This is a genomic window from Actinomadura physcomitrii, from assembly GCF_008923205.2.
Taxonomy (GTDB): Bacteria; Actinomycetota; Actinomycetes; order Streptosporangiales; family Streptosporangiaceae; genus Spirillospora; species Spirillospora physcomitrii.
This window is the reverse complement of the sequence record NZ_WBMS02000035.1, coordinates 62,561-79,782: the sequence shown is the minus strand read 5'-3', so window position 1 is coordinate 79,782 and position 17,222 is coordinate 62,561. Positions and strand designations below refer to the sequence as shown.

At 73.1% G+C, this 17,222-nt stretch carries 17 protein-coding genes; 9 read left to right on the top strand and 8 right to left on the bottom strand.

Annotated features, from left to right (window positions below):
• The first annotated feature begins 92 nt into the window (after nucleotides 1-92).
• From F8568_RS33835 to F8568_RS48890, 3 genes are all read left to right on the top strand, one after another.
• Nucleotides 93-872 carry a class I SAM-dependent methyltransferase gene (locus F8568_RS33835; RefSeq protein ID WP_151597764.1) on the top strand — a complete coding sequence of 260 codons (780 nt, stop codon included), beginning with the start codon at nucleotides 93-95 and terminating at the stop codon, nucleotides 870-872.
• An 87-nt stretch (nucleotides 873-959) separates the two neighbouring features.
• Entirely contained in the window at nucleotides 960-1,277 is a 318-nt protein-coding gene (locus F8568_RS33830) for a hypothetical protein (protein ID WP_151597763.1), read from the top strand.
• 271 nt (nucleotides 1,278-1,548) lie between these two features.
• Entirely contained in the window at nucleotides 1,549-1,650 is a 102-nt protein-coding gene (locus tag F8568_RS48890) for a DUF397 domain-containing protein (protein WP_160573863.1), read from the top strand.
• A gap of 99 nt (nucleotides 1,651-1,749) precedes the next feature.
• On the opposite strand, the gene F8568_RS33820 is transcribed toward F8568_RS48890, so the two are convergent.
• Complete coding sequence (locus tag F8568_RS33820; RefSeq protein WP_328601146.1) at nucleotides 1,750-3,348, bottom strand: AMP-binding protein; 1,599 nt, start codon at nucleotides 3,346-3,348, stop codon at nucleotides 1,750-1,752.
• A gap of 115 nt (nucleotides 3,349-3,463) precedes the next feature.
• On the opposite strand from F8568_RS33820, the gene F8568_RS33815 reads away from it, so the two are divergent.
• Entirely contained in the window at nucleotides 3,464-4,102 is a 639-nt protein-coding gene (locus tag F8568_RS33815; protein ID WP_151597761.1) for a maleylpyruvate isomerase N-terminal domain-containing protein, read from the top strand.
• Here F8568_RS33815 and F8568_RS33810 read toward each other — a convergent pair.
• The 5 genes from F8568_RS33810 to F8568_RS33790 are packed head-to-tail and all read right to left on the bottom strand — an operon-like array spanning nucleotide 4,083 to nucleotide 9,964.
• Nucleotides 4,083-4,568 carry a hypothetical protein gene (locus tag F8568_RS33810; protein ID WP_151597760.1) on the bottom strand — a complete coding sequence of 162 codons (486 nt, stop codon included), beginning with the start codon at nucleotides 4,566-4,568 and terminating at the stop codon, nucleotides 4,083-4,085. The two genes, F8568_RS33815 and F8568_RS33810, sit on opposite strands and share 20 nt — an antisense overlap.
• 11 nt (nucleotides 4,569-4,579) lie before the next feature.
• Nucleotides 4,580-5,653, bottom strand: coding sequence for an alanine racemase (locus tag F8568_RS33805; RefSeq protein ID WP_151597759.1), 1,074 nt, complete (start codon nucleotides 5,651-5,653; stop codon nucleotides 4,580-4,582).
• On the bottom strand, nucleotides 5,650-7,242 hold the full coding sequence (locus F8568_RS33800; protein WP_151597758.1) for an IucA/IucC family protein: 1,593 nt from the start codon (nucleotides 7,240-7,242) through the stop codon (nucleotides 5,650-5,652). Before F8568_RS33800 ends, F8568_RS33805 begins: the two co-directional genes overlap by 4 nt.
• Nucleotides 7,233-8,810, bottom strand: coding sequence for an IucA/IucC family protein (locus F8568_RS33795; RefSeq protein WP_151597791.1), 1,578 nt, complete (start codon nucleotides 8,808-8,810; stop codon nucleotides 7,233-7,235). The genes F8568_RS33800 and F8568_RS33795 overlap by 10 nt, the downstream gene beginning before the upstream one ends.
• 11 nt (nucleotides 8,811-8,821) lie before the next feature.
• Entirely contained in the window at nucleotides 8,822-9,964 is a 1,143-nt protein-coding gene (locus tag F8568_RS33790; protein ID WP_151597757.1) for an ATP-grasp domain-containing protein, read from the bottom strand.
• A gap of 140 nt (nucleotides 9,965-10,104) precedes the next feature.
• Here F8568_RS33790 and F8568_RS33785 point away from each other — a divergent pair, with 140 nt between their 5' ends.
• Nucleotides 10,105-10,713: an HD domain-containing protein gene (locus tag F8568_RS33785; protein ID WP_151597756.1), complete on the top strand. Its 609-nt coding sequence runs from the start codon at nucleotides 10,105-10,107 to the stop codon at nucleotides 10,711-10,713.
• Here the strand turns inward: F8568_RS33785 and F8568_RS33780 are convergent.
• Nucleotides 10,710-11,000 carry a DUF4031 domain-containing protein gene (locus F8568_RS33780; protein ID WP_151597755.1) on the bottom strand — a complete coding sequence of 97 codons (291 nt, stop codon included), beginning with the start codon at nucleotides 10,998-11,000 and terminating at the stop codon, nucleotides 10,710-10,712. The two genes, F8568_RS33785 and F8568_RS33780, sit on opposite strands and share 4 nt — an antisense overlap.
• Nucleotides 11,001-11,073: 73 nt before the next feature.
• Between F8568_RS33780 and F8568_RS33775 the strand changes: the two genes are divergently transcribed.
• The gene (locus F8568_RS33775; protein WP_236009767.1) at nucleotides 11,074-12,471 is read left to right on the top strand and encodes a dipeptidase; all 1,398 of its coding nucleotides are present in this window, start codon (nucleotides 11,074-11,076) and stop codon (nucleotides 12,469-12,471) included.
• 36 nt (nucleotides 12,472-12,507) lie between these two features.
• Nucleotides 12,508-13,425, top strand: a complete 918-nt coding sequence (gene nudC, locus F8568_RS33770) for an NAD(+) diphosphatase (RefSeq protein WP_151597753.1) — start codon at nucleotides 12,508-12,510, stop codon at nucleotides 13,423-13,425.
• A 155-nt stretch (nucleotides 13,426-13,580) separates the two neighbouring features.
• On the opposite strand, the gene F8568_RS33765 is transcribed toward nudC, so the two are convergent.
• On the bottom strand, nucleotides 13,581-13,865 hold the full coding sequence (locus F8568_RS33765; RefSeq protein ID WP_151597752.1) for a mycoredoxin: 285 nt from the start codon (nucleotides 13,863-13,865) through the stop codon (nucleotides 13,581-13,583).
• 177 nt (nucleotides 13,866-14,042) lie between these two features.
• Here F8568_RS33765 and F8568_RS33760 point away from each other — a divergent pair, with 177 nt between their 5' ends.
• Entirely contained in the window at nucleotides 14,043-16,109 is a 2,067-nt protein-coding gene (locus F8568_RS33760; protein ID WP_151597751.1) for an ATP-dependent DNA helicase UvrD2, read from the top strand.
• Between the two features lie 85 nt (nucleotides 16,110-16,194).
• Nucleotides 16,195-17,070 carry an acyl-CoA thioesterase II gene (tesB, locus tag F8568_RS33755; protein ID WP_151597750.1) on the top strand — a complete coding sequence of 292 codons (876 nt, stop codon included), beginning with the start codon at nucleotides 16,195-16,197 and terminating at the stop codon, nucleotides 17,068-17,070.
• The last annotated feature ends 152 nt before the right edge of the window (nucleotides 17,071-17,222 follow it).

The window sequence follows — 17,222 nt, the reverse complement described above, 5'->3', positions numbered from 1 at the left end:
GGGCTTACCGTCCGTCAGTGACGAGCGTCACCGCCTCTGGTCACCGAACCCCGTTTCGGGGATGATCCGGGGAACGCATCCAGGGAGGCGACGTGACGGTGACCCATGACGACAAGGTCGTACGCGAGTTCTCCAAGCAGGCGGCCGGGTTCGCCGACCCGCGGCTGAACGTCGCGTTCACCCGGCACCTGGACGACCTCGTCCGCTTCATGGACCCCGAACTCGACCTCGGCGACAACGTGCTGGAGGTCGCCGCGGGCACCGCGATCGTGTCCCTCGCGATCGCCCACCGCGTCCGGCACGTCACCGCCCTCGACCTCACCCCCGCGATGCTCGCCGAGGGCAAGCGCGAGGCCGACCGGCGGGGCGTCACCAACGTCACCTTCACCGAGGGCGACGCGACCGCGCTGCCCTACCTCGACCGCTCCTTCACCCTCGTCGTGACGCGCTTCTCCCTGCACCAGGTCGCCGACCCGGAGGCCGTCGTGCGGGAGATGGCCCGGGTCAGCCGGCCGGGCGCCGCGCTGATCATCGCCGACCTCGTCCGCCCGGACGGGCTGGACGGCGACCCCGACCGGATCGAGCGGCTCCGCGACCCCTCGCACGGCACCATGCTCACCGAGGCGCGCATCGCCGGCCTGGTCACCGAGGCGGGCGCCGAGGTGAAGCGGTCCCGGACGATCGACTTCACCCGCCCGCTGGAGCCGTGGCTGGAGCTGTCCCGGACGCCCGCCGACGTCGCCGCGCGGATCCGCCGCGAACTGGAGGACGAGCTGTCCGGCGGCCCCGCCACCGGCATGCGCCCGAGCCGCGAGGACGGCGAGCTGCATTTCACGCACACCTACCTGTTCCAGCACGCCATCGCGGCTTGATGAGCGCGGGCTGATTCGCGCGTTCCGCCGGAATTATTTCGAGTGAATGTTCGACGCACCTCGCTCATATGTTCTATCTTGTCGACCATGGGTTCCAGCACCGTGCGTTCCCTCGACCGCGAGCCGGCCGCGCTGGCGATGCGCATCGGGGTGGTGGCCGCCGAGGCCGCGCTCGCCACCTTCGCCCGCAACCTCGATCTCGAGGACCTCGACGACCTCGCGGACGGCATCGACTTCCAGGGCGCCATCGGCCCCGCCGAGTGGCCGGTGTTCTCCCTGGTCATCGACACCCTCGCGGAGGCCGGCCCGGGCGACCGCCGCACCCTGGACGAGCGCCGCGCCGACGCCCTCAACGACCTCGCCCGCATCTGCATGGCCGCCAAGGACCGCGCCGGCGCCGCCTAGCACCGAGAGCGCGGCGTCCGGGGCCCGCGGCCTTGGTACCGGACGCCGCTCCGCCCGCGATCTCCACGCGCCCTCCGTGAGATGCACGCGGTGATGCGTCTGCGCCACTCGCGGGGCGAGTCGTGATATCTCCAAGCTGTCAGGCGCGGGTTGGCGGAAGACCTGTTAAGTGGGCGGGTTCGCGTCCGAGGCGGTCACGTGGGCATGATGGCCCAAATGATCTTTCCGTGGCCGGTGGCCGAGCGGCGGGTGCCGACTTGCTGAGGTGTGGGTGCGGGACTCCAAGGACCCGGACGGAGAGCGGCTGGTTCTCGGACCGGAGGTGTTCGCCGGGCTGCTGGGGCGAGTGAAGCGCGGGGAACTCGGCCTGTAACGGGCGGTATGCCTCAGGTTGAGGCTCCGATGTTGAGCCGGCTCGCAGGCATGGGCTGGGAGCGGCTTGAGGGTGCGCGCAACTCGTCCGCGAGGCGGATCAGCCGTCCAGGGTCTTGGACCGGACCTTGCCGGTGCTGGTGCGGGGCAGCTCGTCCACGAAGTGCACCTCGCGGGGCACCTTGTAGCGGGCGAGGTGCTTCTTGACGTGGGCCTTGAGGTCGTCCTCGGTGACCCGCGCGCCGGCCTTGCGCACCACGTACGCGGCGAGGCGCTGGCCGAACGCCTCGTCCTCGACGCCCTTCACCGCCACCTCGGCGACGCCGGGGTGCTCGCCGAGCAGGTTCTCCACCTCGCCCGGGAACACGTTCTCGCCGCCCGAGACGATCATGTCGTCGGCGCGGCCGTCGATGAACAGCCGGCCCTCGGCGTCGAAGTGGCCGAGGTCGCCGGTGCCGGTCAGCCCGTCGCGGACCTTCTTGCCGCCGCCGCCGGTGTAGCCGGCGAACCGCAGCCCGCCGCCGGTGTAGATCTCGCCGGTCTCGCCCGCCGGGACCTCGGCCCCGTCCTCGTCCAGGATCTTGATGGTGAGCCGGAACGACGGCCTGCCGACGGTGCCGGGCGCGGCGCGCAGGTCCTGCGGCGTCGCGATCGTCGCCCAGCCGGTCTCCGTCGCCCCGTACACGTTGATCAGCACGTCGCCGAACGCGTCCATGAACGCCTCGGACAGGTGCGGGTGCAGCGCCGACCCGCCGCACACGACGGCGCGCAGCGACGGCGCCGGCCGGGGCTCGTCCCGCGCGGCGTCCAGGATCCGCTGCAGCATCACCGGCACCGTGACCAGCGCCTCCGCCTCGCAGTCGCGGATCGCCGCCAGCACCTGGTCGGGGTCGAAGCGGCGGAACAGGATGAGCGGCATCCCCATGCCGAGCCCGACCGACGTGTACGCGAACCCCAGGACGTGGAAGAGCGGCGGCGCCACCACGATGGGCGCGCCCGACCGCACGGGGACGCGCATCAGGTGGCTGAGCGCGGCGGGCAGCAGCGACGCCACCGACAGGTCGTGCCGCGCGCCCTTCGGCGTCCCGGTGGTCCCGGACGTCATCACGATCACGTTGCTGGAGCGGTCCGGGTTCAGCGGCTCCGCCTCGGTCGCCGCCACCAGCGCGTCGATCGACTCCCCGGCGCCGCCGTCGGTCCAGGCGAGCACGCGGTCGCCCGCGAACCCCGATCCGTCGACGGCCGCGCCGAACTCCCCGTCGTGGACGAGCAGCCCGACGCCCTCCCGCTCGACGACCTGCCCGAGCTGCGTCGCGGAGAAGTCGGTGTTCAGCAGCACCACGTCGGTGCCCAGCCGGGACGCCGCGAGGACCGCCTCGACGAACCCGCGGTGGTTGCGGCACAGCACGCCGATCCGCCCGTCACCGGCGCGCTCCTTCAACGCCGTCGCCAGCGCCGCCGCACGCTCCTCCAGCTCCGCGTACGTCAGCGCGCCCCGCTCGTCGATCAGCGCGGTCCGGCCGGGGAACCGCAGCGCTGAAATCGCGCCGACCGTCGCCGGCACGGGCCCGAACCGCAGGTACGGCAGCGGCAGCCGCGCCGCCCGGTCGGGCCGCACCGGGTGCAGGATCCCGGCATCCCGTAGGGCCCGTGCCGCCCGCACGCCCAGACTCGCCGCCGACCGCACCCGCTCAAGCACCGGAATCTCCTCACATCGCCCAGCACATACGTTGCCGTGACAAGGAGTTTGTAACGCACGCCGCGACGGCGGCGTCCGGCGCTTCCTGGTCGCGCGGGACGGTACGGTCGGCGGCATGTCATCCGCGGTCACCGCCGCCGACGTCGAGTCGGCCGTCCGGCTCGCCGTGAACGTGCTGGAGAAGGCCCCCGACGGGGCGTGGGACGGCAGGGCGGGCGCCCTGGAGTGGACGTGCTGGGAGACCGTCGAGCACCTGAGCGACGACCTGTTCGCCTACGCGGCGCAGCTCGGCGCGCGCCCGGCGGACCGGGAGGTGCCGTTCCTGTGGGAGGCGCGGCGGCCGGGCGGCCCCGCGAACGTCACGTACGCGAACCGCGACGCGGGGCCGGGCGGGCTCCTGGAGATGCTGGCGGCGTGCGGCGCGATGCTCGCCGCGCTCGTCCGGACGACCCCGCCCGGCGTGCGCGCCCACCACGTCTTCGGGGCGTCCGACCCCGAGGGGTTCGCGGCTATGGGCATCGTGGAGACGCTCGTCCACACCCATGACCTCGCGCAGGGCCTCGGCCTCGCCTGGGACCCGCCCGCCGACCTGTGCGCCAGGGTGCTGGCGCGCCTGTTCCCGGACGCGCCGCAGGACACGGACCCATGGCCGACCCTCCTGTGGTCGACGGGCCGGGGCGACCTCCCCGGCCGCACCCGCGTCACGCGATGGCGCTGGCACGGCGCGCCGCGCGTCAGCGGCGGAGGATCTTGAAGTCCTCGATGACGAGGAGCCGCTCGATCGTGCTGTCCTCGTACCAGCGCTCGTAGCCGACGAACTCCCCGCAGCCGCCGTTCCTCGCGGTGCCGTCGTCGCCGACGTACGGGTGGTCCGCGCGGCTGCCGAGCCATTCGAGCAGCGGGTCGACGCGGTCGTAGTAGTCGGGGTGGAGTTCCTGGCGGGCGGTCAGGGCCCAGCCGCCGCCCTCGCGCGGCTCCAGGGCGGCGAAGAGGGCGCCGCCGATCTTCCACCCGGGGCCGCGCTGGGCGAGCTGGGGTTCCGGGGCCTCCACGATGGTCCGTTCGCCGTCGTCGTCCACGACGACCTCGGAGAAGTCGATCGGGATCGCCAGTTCCGGGGGCTGCGGGCCGAGACCGAGATGCCAGCGGAGCTCGGCCGTCTCGGCGTCGGGGAGGGCGCGGAGGTTGATCGCCAGGAAGAAGTCGTAGATGTCGGCCACGGACGGTGACCTTAGCGGAGGTAGTGGAACGCGGGTTCGGGATGCATGAGGAAGTCGTGGTGGGAGATGTTCCAGGCGTAGGCGCCCGCCATGGCGAAGGCGACGACGTCGCCGGGGCGCAGCGGCGGGACGGGGACGTCGCGGGCGAAAACGTCCTTGGGGGTGCACAGTTGGCCGACCAAGGTGGCGGGTGACTCCGGGCCGCTCGCGGTCAGAACCTCGAAAGGCTGGTCGTGGCCTTTCGTGACCGGGGTCCTGAGGTGGTGGGTGCCGCCTCGCAGAACGACGTAGGTCTCGCCTCGCGTCGCTTTCACGTCGAGGACGTCCGTGACGTACCAGCCGTGGTAGGCGGTCATCGACCGGCCGGGTTCGATGCGGAGGCGGGCGGGGATGCCGGCCAGTCCGGCGCCGTAGGCGCGCCAGTCGAAACGGGTCCCGGGGGAGGTGTAGTCGACGGCCATCCCGCCGCCGATGTTCAGTTCCGGGTCGTCGATGCCGCGGGCTTCCAGCCAGGGAATCGCCCATTCGGCTATCCGGTGGGCGAGGTCGAGCATGGCGGGTGCGTCCAGGCCGGACGCGAGGTGGGCGTGGACGCCGCGGAGCGTGATGTGCGGGTGTTCGGCGATGCGGGCGGCGCAGGCGTCGAGGGCGTCCTCGTCCATGCCGAAGGGGCCGCTCATGGAAAGGGCGGCGTTCGGGGTGCGGAGCGGGAGATTGGCCCGCAGGAGGACGTCCGCGGGGCCTTTCAGCCGGTCGAGTTCTCTCGGGCTTTCGACGTGGATGCGGTCGACGCCGGTGGCGAGGGCCAGTTCCTCGTCGGTCTTTCCCGGGCCGCCGAAGGCGAGCCGGATTCCGGGGAGCGTTTCGCGGACGTGGGTCAGTTCGCCGCCGGAGGAGACCTCGATGCCGTCCACATGGGGGGCGATGGCGCGGAGGATTTCGGCGTCCGGGTTCGCTTTGGCGGCGTAGAAGAGTTCGGTGCCGCCGACGGCGTCGCGAATGGCCGCCACATGGGTTCTCAGGCCGGACAGGTCGTAGACGTAGGCCGGAAACCGGTCGAGGTCGTCGAGGGCGTCGAGGTTCATAGCGGACGGGGCGCGGAGAGCGGGTTGGCGGCGGGGACATAGGTCGCTTCGCGGTCGGCGGAACGCGACCAGCGGGTGCGCAGGTTCGCCTTCGCGGGAAGCGGGACGCCGGCGAGGAGCGCCCGGATCTGCGGATGGTGGTCCAGCGGCGCGAGGTGGGTGCGGGCCGCTTTCCACAGGTCCGGTTCGAGGGCGGGATGCAGGTCGGCGACGGCGGCGGCCGTTTCGGTGAGGTGGTTGACGAGGAGGCAGTAGACGACGCGGTTCCAGCCCTGGGCGGGCGCGTAGGTGAGGGCGCCGGCGACGCGGGCGGGCAGGTGCGACAGGTCCCAGCGGCCGGCGGTGAGCTTGGTGCCTTCGAGATCGCGGAACGCGGCGTGGACGGGCATGCCGTCCGCGTCGACGCAGATGAGGACGTTCTGCAGGTGCGGTTCCAGGACGACGCCGTGTTCGAGGAAGGCGCGGAGCACCGGGGGCGCCACCTGCGCGACATAGGCGTTCCACCAGGCGAGGGCGCCGTCGGCGGTCGCCAGAGCGGGCAGGTCGTCCAGAAGGGTGCTGTACGGGTCGGCCAGGGCGCCGGCGAGCAGCGGAGTGCCGGGCAGGTGCCGCACCCCCTGCCGGACGATGACGCCCAGGCCCTCGTAGAGGCGGCGGTCGGCGAGGGCGACGCTGCGGTAGGCGGGCTCCGCGAGGAGCGTCGCGCCCAGGGACGTCAACACCTCGGACAGCAGTTCGTTGAGCGCGACCGCACCGGACAGCTCGTACCAGGCGTTCTTGCGGACGCAGTTGGTTATGCGCACGTCCAGGCTGAACTTGCAGAACAGGTCGGCGCCGGGCAGGTAGACCGTGCGGACGGACGACGTCGGCACGGCCTCGGCATCGGACGGCCCGAGGTCGCGGACGAGCCCGGCCGCCAGCGCGTCCTTGAGCAGCGGGCTGTCGGCGAGCAGCGACAGCTGCCACGGATGCGCCGGCAGCGTCCGGCAGCCAGGCACGGACGGCCCGCCCAGCGCCGCGAACGCCCGCGGATCGCCCTCTTCGGCGACGAGGTCGTCCCGGACGGCGAGCCAGTGCGGGCGGAACCGGGCCCGGGTCTCCGGCGCGTACCGGAGCCACTCGGCGGGGGAGCCCTGCCGGGACTTCGGCGACGGGTGGAAGCGGTGGCCGGCGACGAGCGACTGCTCGGATTCGAGGTACCGGTCGTCGCCCGGTTCGCGGCGCGCGGCGATGATGGCGTCGAGCGCGCTGCGGCTGTCGCCGACCTGCGCGAGGAACTCGGGGTTGGGCCGGCCCGTCGCCAGTTCGAGCTCGCCGGCCACCAGGTCGGCGAGGCGGTCCCAGGACGCCGGGATCCACGCGTCGCCGCGCCGCTCCTCGTACGGCGGCGCCAGGCGGTAGGTGGGGCCGGCGGGCGGCCGGGCGAGGCCGGTGCGCAGCACGACGCCGGCGCGCGGCAGCCGGGCGACGAGGTGCCCGCCGTCCGGCCACACCTGCTGCTCGGGCCCGCAGACCTCGCGGATCAGGCAGTTGAGCAGCGCGGTGGCGGTGGCGTCGTCGGCCGTGAGGGCCCGTTCGGTCAGAAGCACGTCGCATCCCGTAGGTAGTTCGGCCCGGGCGGGCCGTAGTGCTTGTTGATGTCGGCGGCGCCGGTCCTGGCCTTGTCGACGAGGGTTCCGGCGGTGACCATGGCCTTGCCCGGCAGCGCGTCCGCGTCGAGCGTGCGGGAGCGCAGGAACGCGTCCCGCGGGCCGAGCGCCGCGGCGAGCCGGTCGCGGATGAGGGCGCGGCCGGTGCGCCAGGGCAGCAGGCCGCGCTCGGCGAGGCCGAGCGCCGGGGCCGCGGCGCACAGGTGCAGGGTGATCGTGACGAACACGCGGGCGAGCGCGTCGGGATCGGCGGTGACCATGCGCCGGTCGACGAGGTCGCGGGGGTCGGCGCCGGGGGACGGGCCGAGGCGCTCGCGGAGCCGGGCGGGGTCGATGAGGGCGCCGTCGTTGTCCTTGACGAGCAGGCGCGGCGCCGCGGCGCCGTCCAGCACCAGCGCGACGTTCTGCTGGTGCGCCTCCAGCGCGATCCCGTAGCGGAACAGCGTGACGTTCCACGCGAACAGCGCGGACAGGTAGGCGTCGAAGAGCGGCTCGACGTCCCAGCGCTCGATGACGTGGCCCTTGTCCGGAGCCTCCGCCAGTAAGGCAGCGACAGGAACGACGTGCGCGCGCGCCGTCTCCGGTGGGAAGCGCCGCACGAGGTAGGCGAGAAGCGGGCTGCCGGCGTGCCCGTAGGTCTGCTCATCGGCCAGCAGGACGGGAAGGTGCGGCTCCCTGGCGAGGATGAGCCGCAGGACACGTTCCACGAGCGCGCCGTCCGGGAGCGTGCCGGGGACGATCGTGCGCCGGTTGCGCAGCCCGAGCGTGCTCGTCGGCAGCGGGACCTTCACGTGCTCCAGCGGCGCCGCCGCGACGGTCCGCATCGACAGCGTCGGCGAGACCTGGAGGTACGGTTCCGGGGCCATCGCCGCGGCGGGCTCGTCCCGCACGAGGCGGACGGCGAGGGGATGCACGGGGAACAGCGCGTCCGCCGACGGCAGCCCCACGTCCTCCGGCGCCGGCCACCAGACGGGCGTCTCGCCTGCAAGAGTCGCGCCGCGCACGGACGCCCAGCGCAGCGGGAACGACGGCGCGAACTCGGGGGCGTAGCGGCTCAGGTCCGCCATGCCGAGCCCGGCGCGGCCGCGGCTCGTCGGGTGGACGGGGTGGTCGTTGTAGGCGGCGAGGCTCTCGTAGAACGTCCCGGGGCCCGTCCTCAGTTCGTCCGGTATCCGCGCCAAGCGCCGGTGTACGGCGGGACGCGCGTCGTTGTGCAGCTTCACCGCTGCGAGGGCGTCCAGGCATTCGCGCTCGAACGCGCCGGTGTCGTCGCGGGGGTCCGCCACGTGCCGCACCAGCGCGAAGACGTCCCGTAAGGCAAGGTTCTGCGTCGGGTCCACGCGCAGCTCGCAGAGGAAGGCCGGGTCGGCGTCCACCAGCGGGACGGGGCGTCCCGGCAGCTTGAGCGTCCGGCCGTCGACGAAGCGCCGCAGGCCCCCGTAGTCCTCGCGGAACAGGGCGTCCAGGACCCGTACCGCGAGCGGGCCCTCCACGTCCTGACCGGTCATGCCGGGATCGGTCACGCGATGGTCCAGTCGTGGGCGGACCGGAAGCGCGCAAGGGCCGCCTCGACCTCGTCCCGCGCCGGTCCGATCGCGCGGACGGTTCCGAGATAGTCGCGGTTCGTGCGGGTGAGCGCGACGGAATCGCCCACGGCGCGCTGCGGACGGTAGGCCAGCCGCACGTCGCCGTCGTGCAGCTCCATCGGACCGGGCGCGGCGCGCAGGACCCCGGCGCGGTCCGCGATGACGGCCTCCGCGACGGCGTGCCCCCGCACGGCCGGGACGTCCCATGCCAAAGGCTCCCCGAGGTGGACGCCGAGGATCCGCTCGAACAGCGGGATGCCGAGCAGGTCCGCGAGCAGGAAGTCGCAGTGGTCGCCGATCAGCCGGTAGTTCACCTCGATGATGCGCGCGCGGCCCTCGTGGACGACGAACTCGGTGTGGCACGCGCCGAACCCGACGCCCAGCGCCTCCAGCTGCGCGAGAACCTGCGGGGTCTCCGGAGGCGGCGGCGCCCACTCGAGCCGTTCCTCGACGAAGAACGGGGGCGGCGACAGGGTCGTCCGGTACGAGCCGAGGACGCGCAGCTCCGCGCCGTCCCCGAGCGTCTCCAGAGTGTGCAGCTCGCCCGGCAGGTATTCCTCGGCCACCAGCGGGTCGTCCCGGCGCGCCGCGACCTGCGCGCGCCGCGCCTCCAGCTCGCGCGCGTCGCGGACCAGGAAGACGTCCTCGCTGGCCACGCCCTCGCGCGGCTTCAGCACGAGCGGGTACGGCGCGTCCGGCGGCACGCCGAACGCGTCGCAGGAGAAGACGGGGTCCAGCGCGGCGAGATGGCGGCGCATCAGCGCCTTGTTCTTCGCGCGCGTCGCGGCCCGCCAGTCCTTGCCGGGCAGCCCGAAGTAGGCGGCGGCGAGCGCGGCGGGCGCCTGCAGGAAGTCGCTGTTGCTGAAGATCCCGGCGGGCCGGCCCTCGACCCGGTCGATGACGTGCCGGAAGTCGGAGACGTCGCACTCGACGACCCGGCCGGCGGCGCCGGCGTGCGCGGCGGGACGGTCGGTGAGCAGGACGACGTCCAGCCCGAGGCGCGCGGCGGCGGGCAGGAACCCGTGCGTCACCGAGTCGGTCGCCTTGCCGGCGAGCACGTAGAGGGAGGCGGCCACGGTCGGCCTTTCCAGTGAGTCTGTGTGAGGTAAGCCTTGCCTAACTCGCAACGATCACCATAGTGGCCGCGGCGGGCGGCGCGGGCAAGAACGGCGGCATCGCGTGTCCCGCCGCACCAGAGATCCGCGAGGATGGGCGCATGGATCTCGTCGAGCGGTGGGTCGCGCTGGCCGGCCCGCAGACCCGGCACATCGGGACCGAACTGGACAAGCGGTACGGCGAGCCGCACCGCCGGTACCACACCCGCGAGCACCTCGCCGCCGTCCTCGACCTGGTGGACGAGCTCGCCGGCGACGCCGCCGACCCCGATGCCGTGCGGCTCGCCGCCTGGTTCCACGACGCCGTCTACGACCCCGAGCGCGCCGACAACGAGGAGCGCAGCGCCCGCCTCGCCGCCCGCATGCTCGCCGACACCGACCTGCCCGCCGCGGCGGTCGGCGAGGTCGCCCGGCTCGTCGAGCTGACCGCCGGCCACGCGCCCGGGCCCGGCGACCGCAACGGCCAGGTGCTCTGCGACGCCGACCTCGCGATCCTCGGCGCCGACCCCGACCGGTACGCCGCCTACGCCGCCGCCGTCCGCGAGGAGTACGGATTCGTCCCCGACGACCTGTTCCGCGCCGGGCGCGCCGAGGTGCTCAACGGCCTCCTCGCCCTGCCGCACCTGTTCCACACGGCCACGGCCCGCGAACGCTACGAGGACAACGCCCGCCGCAACGTCGGGACGGAGCTGATGCTCCTCAACGCCTAACCGACACCCGAGCCCGCCGCGGGCCGCGGCCGGACCGTCTTACGCCGCCGCAACCCCGCACGAGTCAGACGCAAAAGCAGCTCCTGGCACCCCACCGCCTCCGCCCCCTGCGAGACCGCGGCCTCGTACAACTCGGACGGCACGTCGTAGTGGTCCCGGTCGAACGCCCGCACCGGCATCCCGAGCTCCGCCGCGAACGCGTGCAGCTCCTCGTACGACACGTCGCTCACCATGTGCGACCACACCCGCCCGCGCGCGGGCCACAACGGCGGATCGATGAGGACCAAAGCTCCTCCTGGGGGCAGAGCGAACAGGATCCCTTACAGTGCCTGACAGTACGACATGCAAGGGAGCATGCAGTTGAACGAGCCAGACCAGCGAATCGTCCAGTACATCGAGGCCGGCCGCGACCGGTTCATCGCCGACCTCAAGGAGTGGCTGGCGATCCCGTCCGTGTCGGGAGACCCCGCCTACGCCACCGAGGTGCGGCGGTCCGCCGGATGGCTCACGGAGTACCTGCGCGGCCAGGGCTTCCCCACCGTCGAGATCTGGGACACCCCCGGCCTTCCGGCCGTGTACGCCGAATGGCCCGCCGCCGACCCGTCCGCCCCCGCGGTGCTGGTCTACGGGCACCACGACGTCCAGCCCGTCGAACCGCTCGACGAATGGGACACCGCGCCGTTCGAGCCCGTCGAGGACGGCGACCGGCTCATCGGGCGCGGCGCGTCCGACGACAAGGGCCAGGTGCTCTTCCACACCCTCGGCATCCGCGCCGCGCTCGCCGCGTCCGGCGCCGGCGCCCCGCCCGTCACCGTCAAGCTGCTGGTCGAAGGGGAGGAGGAGTCCGGCTCCGTCCACTTCGCCGACCTGCTGCGCGACCGCCGCGACCGGCTCCGCTGCGACGCCGTCGTCATCAGTGACACCACGATGTGGGCGGCGGACGTCCCGTCGATGTGCACGGGCATGCGCGGTCTCACCGAGGCCGAGGTCACGCTGCGCGGCCCGTCCTCGGACCTGCACTCCGGCTCGTTCGGCGGCGCCGTCCCGAACCCCTTGCACGCCATGGCGGCGCTGATGGCCGCGCTGCACGACGCCGACGGCCGCGTCACCCTCCCCGGCTTCTACGACGACGTCGTCCCCCTCACCGACGAGGAACGCGCCCTGTTCGCCAAGCTCCCGTTCGACGAGGACGAATGGCTGCGCACCGCCGGCGGCAGCCGCGCCGCCTACGGCGAGAAGGGCCACACCACCCTCGAGCGCGTCTGGGCGCGCCCGACCGCCGAGATCAACGGCATGTGGGGCGGCCACACCGGCCCCGGCGGCAAGACCATCGTCCCCCGCGAGGCGCACGCCAAGATCTCCTTCCGGCTCGTCGCCGGCCAGGAACCCGCCAAGGTGCAGCAGGCCTTCCGGGACTGGGTCGCCGCCAACACCCCCCACGGCGTCGAGGCCGAGGTGCACATCCCCGGCGGCGGCGTCCGGCCCTGCTTCTCCCCGATCGACTCGCCCGCCGTCAAGGCCGCCCGCCGCGCCATGGAGCGCGCCTTCGGCCGCGAGGTCCTGTTCACCCGCGAGGGCGGCAGCGGCCCCGAGGCCGACCTCGCCGACGTCCTCGACGCCCCGCTGATCTTCGTCGCGGTCGGGCTCGACGACGACCGCATCCACGCCCCCAACGAGAAGGTCGAGATACCCCTGCTGCTCAAGGGCGCCGAAGCCGCCGCCTACCTGTGGGAAGAACTCGCCACCGCACTCCGCTAGAACCTGCAGGAGGACCCCACGGGAGGAAGGAGCCCGATGACGGTGACCGAAGGACCGCTCGAGTGGCTGGCGCTCGCGCGCGGCACGCTCGACCGGGTCGCGCTGAGGCGGCGCGACGACGCGTGGCTCGCCGCCGCGTGGGCCGACCCGGCGACGCGGGTCCTGGTCGTCCAGGACGGGCGGGCGCTCGTCGCCCACGAGCCCGACCCGGCCCTGGTGTTCGTCGCGCCCGGGCAGGCCCCGGACGGCGAGAGGTGGCTGCTCGGCGTCGACGACGACGGCACCGCCTACTTCGCCGTGCCCGGCGCGCCGCCCGCGGTCGACGGCGCCGAACCGGCCGGCCTGCGCCGCGTCGGCGCCCTGCTCACCGACCGCGACTCCGGCCTGCTCACGCACGCCGTCGCGCTCGAGCACTGGCACCGCACCAACCGGTTCTGCCCCCGCTGCGGCACCGAGACCCGCGTCACCTCCGCCGGGCACGTCCGGGTCTGCCCGCAGGACGGCTCACAGCACTTCCCTCGCGTCGACCCCGCCGTGATCATGCTGGTCACCGACGCCGACGACCGGATCCTGCTGGCCCGCGGCCCGCAGTGGCCCGCCGACCGCCGCTCCATCCTCGCCGGGTTCGTCGAGCCCGGCGAGTCGCTGGAGCAGGCCGTCGCGCGGGAGGTGGAGGAGGAGGTGGGCCTCGCCGTCCGGGACGTCCGCTACCTCGGCAGCCAGCCGTGGCCGCTGCCGCAGAGCCTGATGCTCGGCTTCACCGCCACCGCCGACGGCACCGTCCCGCTGCGCCCCGACCCGGAGGAGATCCTCGACGCGGGCTGGTACACCCGCGACGAGCTGCGCGCCGCGATCGAGGCGAAGGAGATCGTCGCCCCGGGCCCGCTGTCCATCGCCGCCCAGCTCATCATGCGCTGGTACGGCGGCGAACTCCCGCACATGCCAGTGTTCTAGCCGCTACAATATGTAGTGTAATGATTGCTCCCTGTTCGTGCAGGGGTGGTCCACAGGCGGTTCCTACGGTCCTCTTGCCGGACGGCTGCTCCCCGGCGCACGCGGGGATATGAAAGGCCCGCCGACCATCGGTCGGCGGGCCTTTCCGCTCGGTTCTAGCCCGCGAGTTCAGCCAGACGACGCTTGACTTCCTTCGCGCTCGGGTTGGTGGCGGCGGAGCCGTCCGGGAACAAGATCGTCGGGACGGTCTGATTACCGCCGTTGACGCTCATCACGAACTCGGCGGCCTTCGGGTCGCGCTCGATGTCGATCTCCACCATCTCGATCCCGTCGCGGGCCAGCTGGCTCTTCAGCCGCCGGCAGAACCCGCACCAGGTCGTCGTGTACATGGTGAGCTGGCCGGTCGGGCCCTCGACCCGGTCGGTCGTCGGCGTCGCCATCGGTACGTCGTCTCCCTCGTTCGTTCGGACGATCTGTGCACTCGCCTCCCGAAGAACACTAGATACCCGTCCGGCATTCCGCGAGCGGAAGCACGACCGCGACCGGCGGGCCGACCGTCCGTCCACAATTCGTGGTGCGGGCGGATACGGTCGAGGCGGACTGGGAGTATGGGGTGCATGTTGGCTGAGTCGGTGCTGGAAGGACTCGACCCCGAGCAGCGGGCGGTCGCGGAGGCGGTGCAGGGTCCGGTGTGCGTCCTCGCGGGCGCCGGGACGGGCAAGACCCGCGCCATCACGCACCGCATCGCGTACGCGACGCTGACCGGCGTGGTGACGCCGCAGCGGGTGCTCGCGGTGACCTTCACCGTCCGCGCCGCCGGCGAGCTGCGCAGCCGGCTGCGGCAGCTCGGCGCGCCCGGCGTGCAGGCCCGCACGTTCCACGCGGCGGCGCTGCGCCAGCTCAGCTACTTCTGGCCGCGGGTCATCGGCGGCGACCCGCCCAAGATCATCGACTCGAAGATCGGGCTGGTCGCGGACGCGGCGCGCGCCTGCGGGCTGTCGCTCGGCCGCACCGAGCTGCGCGACGTCGCCGGCGAGATCGAGTGGGCGAAGGTCACCCAGCACCGCCCCGAGGACTACCCGGCCGCCGTCGTGCGGGCGGGCCGCCGGCCGTCCACCGAGGTGGTGGACGTGGCGCGCGTCTACGCGATGTACGAGCAGCTGCGGCGCGAGCGCAACCTGCTCGACTTCGAGGGGATGCTGGAGCTGACCGCCGCCGTCCTCACCGAGCACCGCGAGGTCGCCAACCAGGTCCGCGAGCAGTACCGGTACTTCGTCGTCGACGAGTTCCAGGACGTCAACCCGCTGCAGAAGATGCTGCTGGACACCTGGCTCGGCGACCGCGACGACCTGTGCGTCGTCGGCGACCCGAACCAGACGATCTACTCCTTCACCGGCGCCACCCCGTCCTACCTGCTCGGCTTCACCCGCGAGCACCCGGACGCGAAGGTCGTGCGGCTCGTCCGCGACTACCGGTCGACGCCGCAGGTCGTGCGGCTGGCGAACGGGGTGATCGGGCAGGCGAAGGAACAGCGGCACCGGCTGGAGCTGGTCGCGCAGCGCGACAAGGGCCCCGAGCCGGTGTTCAACGAGTACGACGACGAGATCGCCGAGGCCGACGACACCGCGCGGCGGGCCCGCAAGCTGATCGACGAGGGCGTGCCGGCCCGCGAGATCGCGATCCTGTTCCGCATCAACGCCCAGTCCGAGACGTACGAGGCGGCGCTCGCCGCGGCCGGCGTCCCGTACGTGCTGCGCGGCGCGGAGCGGTTCTTCGAGCGGCCGGAGGTGCGGGAGGCGGTCGTCCGGCTGCGCGGCGCGGCCCGCGCGGGCGCCGACGCCGAGACCGACGGCACCGGGCTGATCATGACGGTCCGGCACGTGCTGTCCGGCGCGGGCTTCTCCGACCGGCCGCCGGAGGGCGCGGGCGCGGCCCGCGCGCGCTGGGAGTCGCTCGCCGCGCTGGCGCAGCTCGCCGAGGACATGGCCGCCGACGACCCGAAGGCGGGCCTGCCGCAGTTCGTCGCCGAGCTGGAGGAGCGCGCCGCGGCGCAGCACGCGCCGCCGCTGGAGGGCGTGACGCTCGCCTCGCTGCACGCGGCCAAGGGCCTGGAGTGGGACGCGGTGTTCCTCGCCGGGCTGGCGGAGGGCACGCTCCCGATCGTCTACGCCAAGACCCCCGAGCAGATCGAGGAGGAGCGTCGGCTGCTCTACGTCGGCGTCACGCGCGCGCGCGTCCACCTGACGCTGTCGTGGGCGCTGGCGCGGTCGCCGGGCGGTTCCCAGCTGCGCCGCCCGTCCCGGTTCCTCGACGGCCTGACCGGCAAGACCACCACGCACACGCCCGCCCGCGTCGACCGCGCCAAGCGCCGCGTCACCAAGGGCCCGCAGCCGTGCCGGGTGTGCGGCCGGCCGCTCACCGCCGCCGTCGAGCGCAAGCTCGGCCGCTGCGAGGACTGCCCGTCCGAGCTGAACGAGGAGCTGTTCCTCGCGCTGAAGGACTGGCGCGCCGAGGTGTCGGCGGAGCAGCGGATCCCGGCCTATGTCGTGTTCACCGACGCGACCCTCCAGGCGATCGCCGAGCACTGCCCCGAGTCGATGGAGGAGCTGGCCCGCATCCCCGGCGTCGGCAGGGTGAAGCTCGACCGCTACGGCGAAGCGGTTTTGGGTCTTTGCGGGGTGTGACGCGGCCCTCGCCGCCGGTGCGGCGTGGGAGGTGGCGCCGGGGTGAGAGCCCGGTCACAAGGGCGGATACGGAAGACTGGCGGTCGTGAGCGAATCCCTGAAGGCACTGCTGGACCTGCTGGATCTGGAGCAGATCGAGAACGACATCTTTCGCGGCCGCAGCCCCGAGGAGCGCCGGCAACGTGTCTTCGGCGGGCAGGTGGCCGGGCAGGCGCTGGTCGCCGCCGGCCGCACCGTCCCGGTGAACCGGCCGGTGCACTCGCTGCACGCGTACTTCATCCGGCCCGGCGACCCGCTCGTCCCGATCGTCTACACCGTCGACCGGGTCCGCGACGGCCGGTCCTTCACGACGCGGCGGGTCAGCGCCATCCAGCACGGCAAGGCGATCTTCACGCTGTCGGCGTCGTTCCAGGTCGTCGAGGACGGGCCGGTGCACCAGGCGCCGATGCCGGACGCCCCCGACCCCGAGACGCTGCCGGACTCGCTGACCCGGCTGACGCCGATGTTCGGCGAGGCGGGCGCCCGCGCCTTCGTCGACAGGCGGCCGTTCGACGTCCGGCACGCGACCCCGCTGACCTGGGAGGCGGCCAAGGACCCGGCGCTCGCCTCGCCGGAGTCGGTGGTGTGGCTGAAGGTCATCGGGGACCTGCCCGACGACCCGCTGCTGCACGTGTGCCTGATGACGTACGCCTCGGACATGACGCTGCTCGACACCGTCCTGCTCAACCACGGGCTGGCGTGGGGCGACCAGCGGACGATGGGCGCCAGCCTGGACCACGCGATGTGGTTCCACCGGCCGTTCCGCGCCGACGACTGGCTGCTGTACTACCAGGACACCCCGTTCGCCGGGGGCGCGCGGGGGCTGGCCCGGGGCCAGGTGTTCACCCGCTCCGGCGACCTCGTGGTGTCGGTGATGCAGGAGGGACTCGTCCGGGTGTCCGACTCCGGACGGGACGGATGACGGGACGCGGCGCGTCCCGTGTGCGATGATCGTCTTGTAAGACGCTCCCTGGAGTTCCGACGCTGCGGCAGCGGCGCCGGTTCCGGGGAACGAGGGTGAAGTCACCCACAAAACCGCAGGTCAAAAATACCTTGATTGGTTCGGCGAGATCC